The organism is Acinetobacter sp. YH16051, assembly GCF_013417135.1.
GTDB classification, from domain to species: Bacteria; Pseudomonadota; Gammaproteobacteria; order Pseudomonadales; family Moraxellaceae; genus Acinetobacter; species Acinetobacter towneri.
Genome location: NZ_VPEN01000038.1, coordinates 1 through 6,515, shown reverse-complemented (window position 1 = coordinate 6,515; position 6,515 = coordinate 1). Strand labels below are relative to the sequence as shown.

Sequence of the window (6,515 nt, the reverse complement as noted above, 5' to 3'; positions counted from 1 at the left end):
ATGCCGTCCGAGCCGTCCGTGATCCGCTTCTACGTCGCGCTGCTCGCCGCGATGGGCGCGCCGCTGCGCCCACGCCCACGGTTGCCGGAAATGGAGCAACTGGCTCTGGCACTGCTGCGCAAGGTCGACAGCGCCGCGCTGCTGGTCGATGAGGTCTTGCCCAAGGTACCACTCAGACAGTGGGTGCTCAGTGTCCCCTTCCAGCTACGCTTCCTGTTTGCCAGCTACCCGGACCTGATGGGCAAGGCCTTGGGCATCGTCTATCGCTCGATTGCCACCTGGCTGCTCCGGCAGGCTGGCTTCACTCACGACACCGCCCGCACCGGGGCGGTGACCTTCATCCAGCGCTTCGGCTCGGCCCTGAACCTGAATGTCCACTTTCATATGCTGTTCCTGGACGGGGTGTATGTGACGCGGTGCCACGACGGCAACAGCGACGACAACAACACCAGCCAGGTGTTCCGCCGGGTCAATGCGCCTACCAAGGGCGATCTGGAGGCGGTACTGCAGCAGCTCAGCACCCGGTTGGCCCGTTTCCTCGTGAAGGAGGGCGTGCTGACCCAGGACAGCGAGAACAGTTACCTGACTCTGGATCACCTGGCAGACGAGCCCATGCAGCAGGTGCACGGGCACAGCATTACCTACCGCATCGCCCTCGGCCCGCAGCAGGGCAAGAAGGTCTTCACCCTGCAAACCCTGCTCCCCAAAGCAGCGGAAGACGACAGATTGACTCAGTTGGCCAAGGCCGGCGGCTTCTCCCTGCACGCCGGCGTGGCAGTGCAGGCGCATGAAAGACAGAAACTGGAGCACCTGTGCCGCTATGTGGCGCGCCCGGCGATCTCGGAGCAGCGTCTGGCGCTGACAAGAGACGGCCGGGTACGTTACGAACTCAAGACACCGTACCGGGACGGCACCACCCATGTGATCTTCGAGCCCTTGGACTTCATGGCGAAGCTGGCGGCGCTGGTGCCCAAACCTAGAGTGAACCTGACCCGCTTCCACGGCGTGTTCGCCCCCAACAGCCACTACCGTGTAACTATCACCCCGGCCAAACGTGGCAAGGGGGCAGGCAAGGTCGGTACCGTGCACCTTGCGCCCGAGGAACGCACACCGCTGGAGCAGCGGGCCGCCATGACCTGGGCCAGACGCCTGAAGCGCGTCTTCAACATCGACATTACCGAATGCGAAAAGTGCCAGGGGCCGGTGAAGGTGATTGCCTGCATCGAGGACCCTGTGGTCATCGACAAGATCCTCAACCACCTCAAGGCCAAGGAAGCCAAACAAGTTTCTCCATCCACCCAATTGCCGCCACCACGAGCTCCACCCTTGCTGCCTGGGTGGGAGCAGGGACTGGCGGATTGAACCAACATACAGCAAGCACGCCAACAGACATCACGGACGATGCGACCTACACGGATTGCAGGGGAGTGTGCGGATGCAGGAGAGGCTTGATGGGAGAGCAGCCAGCAAGGTGGGTGCATTTGGCGCAATTCATGGACATTTCAGGGTTTCGAGGGGTCTTTGGCGGAGAAATAGGCTCCGTAACGAGCAAACATTTCAGGCTCGACGACAATGGAATACCTGTTTATATTCCCTATCCTTAGGCGATAACTACATTCGCTTAGCAGCAACCCAGCCATTAGAACTATTAGCAGAAGCTTTTGATCGATTGGAAAAGTTGACTTTTTAAAGTCTGTCTGCTCAGATAAAGAAATCAAAAGGTTGTGACATATGTCGCAGCCTTTTATTTTTTTGTCATAGGTATGAGTCTTGCTTCTTAGATTAATTTGTTATAATCAATATAAAAGTAGAAGAGAAGGTGTGCAGACAAATGACTAGAACGTGGTTTATTACGGGAGGAAGTAAAGGAATCGGTTTTGAAACGGCGAAGATTGTTTTAGAAAATGGCGATCAAGTTATTTCATTTTCTAGAACAGAAGGGAAGCTAGCCAGTTTAAAAGAAAAATATGATCAATCCCTATTGATCTGTTTAGGTGATATTGAGCAACGTGAAGCGGTATTTGCTGCTGCGGCTAAAGGAGCGGAAACATTTAAGGGAATCGATATTGCTTTAAGCAACGCTGGAATGATGCTTGGCGGTATGGTTGAAGAGACGACTGAAGCAGAAGCACGGAAAATAATGAATGTAAATTTCTTTGGTTCGCTTTGGACAGCACAAGTAGTTTCTCCGTATTTACGCAAAAAACAGGGGCGTTTCATTCAAATGAGCAGTATCGGCGGAATCATGTCTTGGATGACTTCCGGGTTGTACAGTGCTAGTAAATTTGCGATAGAAGGTCTGACAGAAGCATTGGCACAAGAATTAGCGCCGTTTGGTGTTCATGTTACGATCGTAGAGCCAGGCGGTTATTGGACAGATCTTTATAAAAATTTGCATAGTAGCGAGCGGTTCTCCGATTATCAAGAACTTCATCAGCAAATGGATGACTTCTCAAAAGAGCAAGAAGGTCAAGCGACAGATAGTGATCCAGCTTTAGCCGCAACAGCAATTTTTAAACTTGCAGCATTGCCTGAGCCGCCATTGCGTTTACTTTTGAGTGATTCTCTTTTTGATATGGTGATTGAAGCGACGGAAAATAAAATCACTGATTGGAAAAAAGAGGAGTCTCTCAGTCGCGCATCAGAAAAATTGATTCCCATGCCAAAAGGTTATTTAGATGATACTGAGTTATAAAAAATAGAAAGCATGGCGTCCGGCGCATGGTCGACAGCGCCGCGCTGCTGGTCGATGAGGTCTTGCCCAAGGTACCACTCAGACAGTGGGTGCTCAGTGTCCCCTTCCAGCTACGCTTCCTGTTTGCCAGCTACCCGGACCTGATGGGCAAGGCCTTGGGCATCGTCTATCGCTCGATTGCCACCTGGCTGCTCCGGCAGGCTGGCTTCACTCACGACACCGCCCGCACCGGGGCGGTGACCTTCATCCAGCGCTTCGGCTCGGCCCTGAACCTGAATGTCCACTTTCATATGCTGTTCCTGGACGGGGTGTATGTGACGCGGTGCCACGACGGCAACAGCGACGACAACAACACCAGCCAGGTGTTCCGCCGGGTCAATGCGCCTACCAAGGGCGATCTGGAGGCGGTACTGCAGCAGCTCAGCACCCGGTTGGCCCGTTTCCTCGTGAAGGAGGGCGTGCTGACCCAGGACAGCGAGAACAGTTACCTGACTCTGGATCACCTGGCAGACGAGCCCATGCAGCAGGTGCACGGGCACAGCATTACCTACCGCATCGCCCTCGGCCCGCAGCAGGGCAAGAAGGTCTTCACCCTGCAAACCCTGCTCCCCAAAGCAGCGGAAGACGACAGATTGACTCAGTTGGCCAAGGCCGGCGGCTTCTCCCTGCACGCCGGCGTGGCAGTGCAGGCGCATGAAAGACAGAAACTGGAGCACCTGTGCCGCTATGTGGCGCGCCCGGCGATCTCGGAGCAGCGTCTGGCGCTGACAAGAGACGGCCGGGTACGTTACGAACTCAAGACACCGTACCGGGACGGCACCACCCATGTGATCTTCGAGCCCTTGGACTTCATGGCGAAGCTGGCGGCGCTGGTGCCCAAACCTAGAGTGAACCTGACCCGCTTCCACGGCGTGTTCGCCCCCAACAGCCACTACCGTGTAACGATCACCCCGGCCAAACGTGGCAAGGGGGCAGGCAAGGTCGGTACCGTGCACCTTGCGCCCGAGGAACGCACACCGCTGGAGCAGCGGGCCGCCATGACCTGGGCCAGACGCCTGAAGCGCGTCTTCAACATCGACATTACCGAATGCGAAAAGTGCCAGGGGCCGGTGAAGGTGATTGCCTGCATCGAGGACCCTGTGGTCATCGACAAGATCCTCAACCACCTCAAGGCCAAGGAAGCCAAACAAGTTTCTCCATCCACCCAATTGCCGCCACCACGAGCTCCACCCTTGCTGCCTGGGTGGGAGCAGGGACTGGCGGATTGAACCAACATACAGCAAGCACGCCAACAGACATCACGGACGATGCGACCTACACGGATTGCAGGGGAGTGTGCGGATGCAGGAGAGGCTTGATGGGAGAGCAGCCAGCAAGGTGGGTGCATTTGGCGCAATTCATGGACATTTCAGGGTTTCGAGGGGTCTTTGGCGGAGAAATAGGCTCCGTAACGAGCAAGCATTTCAGGCTCGACGACAATGGAATACCTGTTTATATTCCCTATCCTTAAACAATGCGTAGGCAAGGAGAAGATCTTTTTGACAACCATTTTTGAAAAATATTTTATTTTTATTAGTCTTTTAAATATGGTATTTTGTGAACAGTGCATCTTTCTTGCAATTTCACGCTGCGTATACCCTTCAATAGCCAATAAAGTCAAAAACCTATTCATCATTCATATCGCAAATATAATTTTTGGAAACTTAAGACCTAATTATTTACTTATTACGTTGCAATATTTACCATAGTGGTAGGCGGGAACATATCGATAACTACTTTATACCGATTACGAACCTTGTACTTCCAATGCTTCCTTTGCCATCTGCTCATATTCCTCAATTCCAGACACTAATGCAAACTCAGCGATTGAAACTGGGTATGCTGCATTAAGTTCGATAATATGCTCTTTCATTTTAGGCCAGTAATATCCACCAATTTCCTTATAAGCGAGAATTAAAGCTTCTAACCCTTCTTCCCCAAAAGCTCTATAGTTGAAAATAAAGTCATGCGAAACATCTGTAACCTTCGCTTCAGTCCAATCGATTAATCCAGTCACATTGGCATCCTTATCAATCATAGTATGTCCGGCATGTACATCTCCATGAATCAGTCCAGTTTTCTTAGGCCACATATCATCATCATTCAACCACGCTTGCCATCTGTTCCATAGATTCTCACCTACTCCGAACTTTGCTCTTACTGCATCCATACGCTGCTTCATTGACATTCTTGCTTCTTCTGGTGTGTGTACTACAAGATCAAGCGCTGCGGCTTTATTACTAGGTATGCTATGAAGCTCTGCTAACACCCTGCCTAGCGACTTGTGAAATAATTCTGGAACATTATTTATGTCTATCTCCCAAATATAGTTACCTATGTTATGATCTATCGTACCTGCTGGCACACCATCTAACTTTTTATAAGCTATTAGTTCCTCTGTGTAAATGATCCAGTTTGGTGCCTGAAAGGATATAGCGTACTTATTTACCAAATCCAAAGCTTGTTTTTCTACCTTTGTTCTAGGCATCACATCTTCCCGTCTAGGCAATCTTAGAACCCAATCAATTCCATTATTATCTTGTGCAAAAACAGCTTGAAAATCAAGCCCTGATTCATTAAACTGTATCGTTTCTTCTTTTAGAAAAAGATTGTGTTTTTTTGCTATCTCGATTACTTGTTTAATATCTTTACTCATTAAAAATCACTCCCGACTTTAGCTTTTATATAGCAATTATAAACTTGCAGCATGCTTGGATAAAGCATTAATAATTTCATCCCAATCATCATAGTGTAGCTCATGCCCAGCACCATCCAGGGTAACTAGCACAGCATTAGATATAATTTTAGAAAGATGCGCTCCATGCTCATGAGGTATAATAGGATCATCAGTCCCATGAATAACTAGTGTAGGAACATTAATTTCATGGGTTCTAGATAAATATAATCCCCATCCTTTTACATATTCATGGTTTTCCATGCTCTCCATATTACTAGCACGATCAAAATCCTTCCCAGCTAATTTCCTTATTTTCTCTTCATTAAATGGATGCTTAGTTCCTACGAGGACTTTACTCCTATCCATAACATACTTGATCACTTCCTCTTTATCTTCCCAGTTATTGATGTTAATTTTGGCAAAAACTTCTGTTACTTTGCTATCCTTCTTAGGAAGACTAGAATCATAATTCGATGTCATAACTAGTGAAATTGTAAGAACTCTATCGGGATGTTTAAGAGCTACTATCTGCGTAATAATTCCACCCATCGACATACCGACTATGTGAGCCTTATCAACCCTATACGCATCTAGTACCTGAATTGCATCATCAGCCAAATCCTCAAAGGTATATTCTGGATGACCATACTCGTAAGTAATTGATCTGCCTACATCCCGATTATCATAACGTATAACATGAAACCCTTGATTGCTTAGCTTCCTACAAAAGTCTTCTTCCCACCAAATCATTGATGAAGTAGCTCCCATTATTAATAAGATAGTTGGATCATTAGTATCTCCAAAACTCTCTGAACCGTACCGGGTTTGTCGGAGACCACTTTTCTTGAGAGAATGTCCCGATGAAAAAAGTAAAATACACCCCTGAAATCAGAGATAGAGCGGTTCAATTATTGATTGAATCCGAAAAAGATTATCCATCGAATTGGGCTGCGATCACAGCAATTGCTCCTAAAATCGGTTGTACTCCTGAAACACTACGTGTTTGGTATCAAAAATATTTAGATAAACAAAATCCAGTTAAAGTACAGCTGCTTTCAGACCAAGAACGTATCAAACAACTCGAACGCGAAAATAAAGAACTGC

5 protein-coding genes and 1 pseudogene are annotated in these 6,515 nt (G+C 48.9%); 4 read left to right on the top strand and 2 right to left on the bottom strand.

Annotation, left to right across the window (positions count from 1 at the left end):
* The 3 genes and pseudogenes from FTV41_RS13425 to FTV41_RS13415 form a co-directional block, all read left to right on the top strand.
* A partial coding sequence (locus FTV41_RS13425; RefSeq protein WP_179996683.1) for a transposase occupies positions 1-1,362 on the top strand: 1,362 nt, incomplete at its 5' end.
* Between the two features lie 469 nt (positions 1,363-1,831).
* Positions 1,832-2,695, top strand: coding sequence for an SDR family NAD(P)-dependent oxidoreductase (locus FTV41_RS13420; RefSeq protein ID WP_137618111.1), 864 nt, complete (start codon positions 1,832-1,834; stop codon positions 2,693-2,695).
* Between the two features lie 14 nt (positions 2,696-2,709).
* A pseudogene (locus FTV41_RS13415) lies at positions 2,710-3,963 on the top strand (transposase); the annotation flags it as partial.
* Between the two features lie 518 nt (positions 3,964-4,481).
* On the opposite strand, the gene FTV41_RS13405 reads toward FTV41_RS13415, so the two are convergent.
* Both FTV41_RS13405 and FTV41_RS13400 read right to left on the bottom strand, forming a co-directional pair.
* On the bottom strand, positions 4,482-5,390 hold the full coding sequence (locus FTV41_RS13405; protein WP_000031017.1) for an Mph(B) family macrolide 2'-phosphotransferase: 909 nt from the start codon (positions 5,388-5,390) through the stop codon (positions 4,482-4,484).
* Between the two features lie 36 nt (positions 5,391-5,426).
* The gene (locus FTV41_RS13400) at positions 5,427-6,191 is read right to left on the bottom strand and encodes an alpha/beta fold hydrolase (protein ID WP_373682962.1); all 765 of its coding nucleotides are present in this window, start codon (positions 6,189-6,191) and stop codon (positions 5,427-5,429) included.
* A gap of 80 nt (positions 6,192-6,271) precedes the next feature.
* On the opposite strand from FTV41_RS13400, the gene FTV41_RS13395 reads away from it, so the two are divergent.
* A partial coding sequence (locus tag FTV41_RS13395) for a transposase (protein ID WP_179996681.1) occupies positions 6,272-6,515 on the top strand: 244 nt, incomplete at its 3' end.

Bases quoted from the DNA above. Each gene is read 5' to 3' on its own strand.
- FTV41_RS13420 (WP_137618111.1), top strand. From the start codon at position 1,832: ATGACTAGAACGTGGTTTATTACGGGAGGAAGTAAAGGAATCGGTTTT.
- FTV41_RS13405 (WP_000031017.1), bottom strand. From the start codon at position 5,390: ATGAGTAAAGATATTAAACAAGTAATCGAGATAGCAAAAAAACACAAT.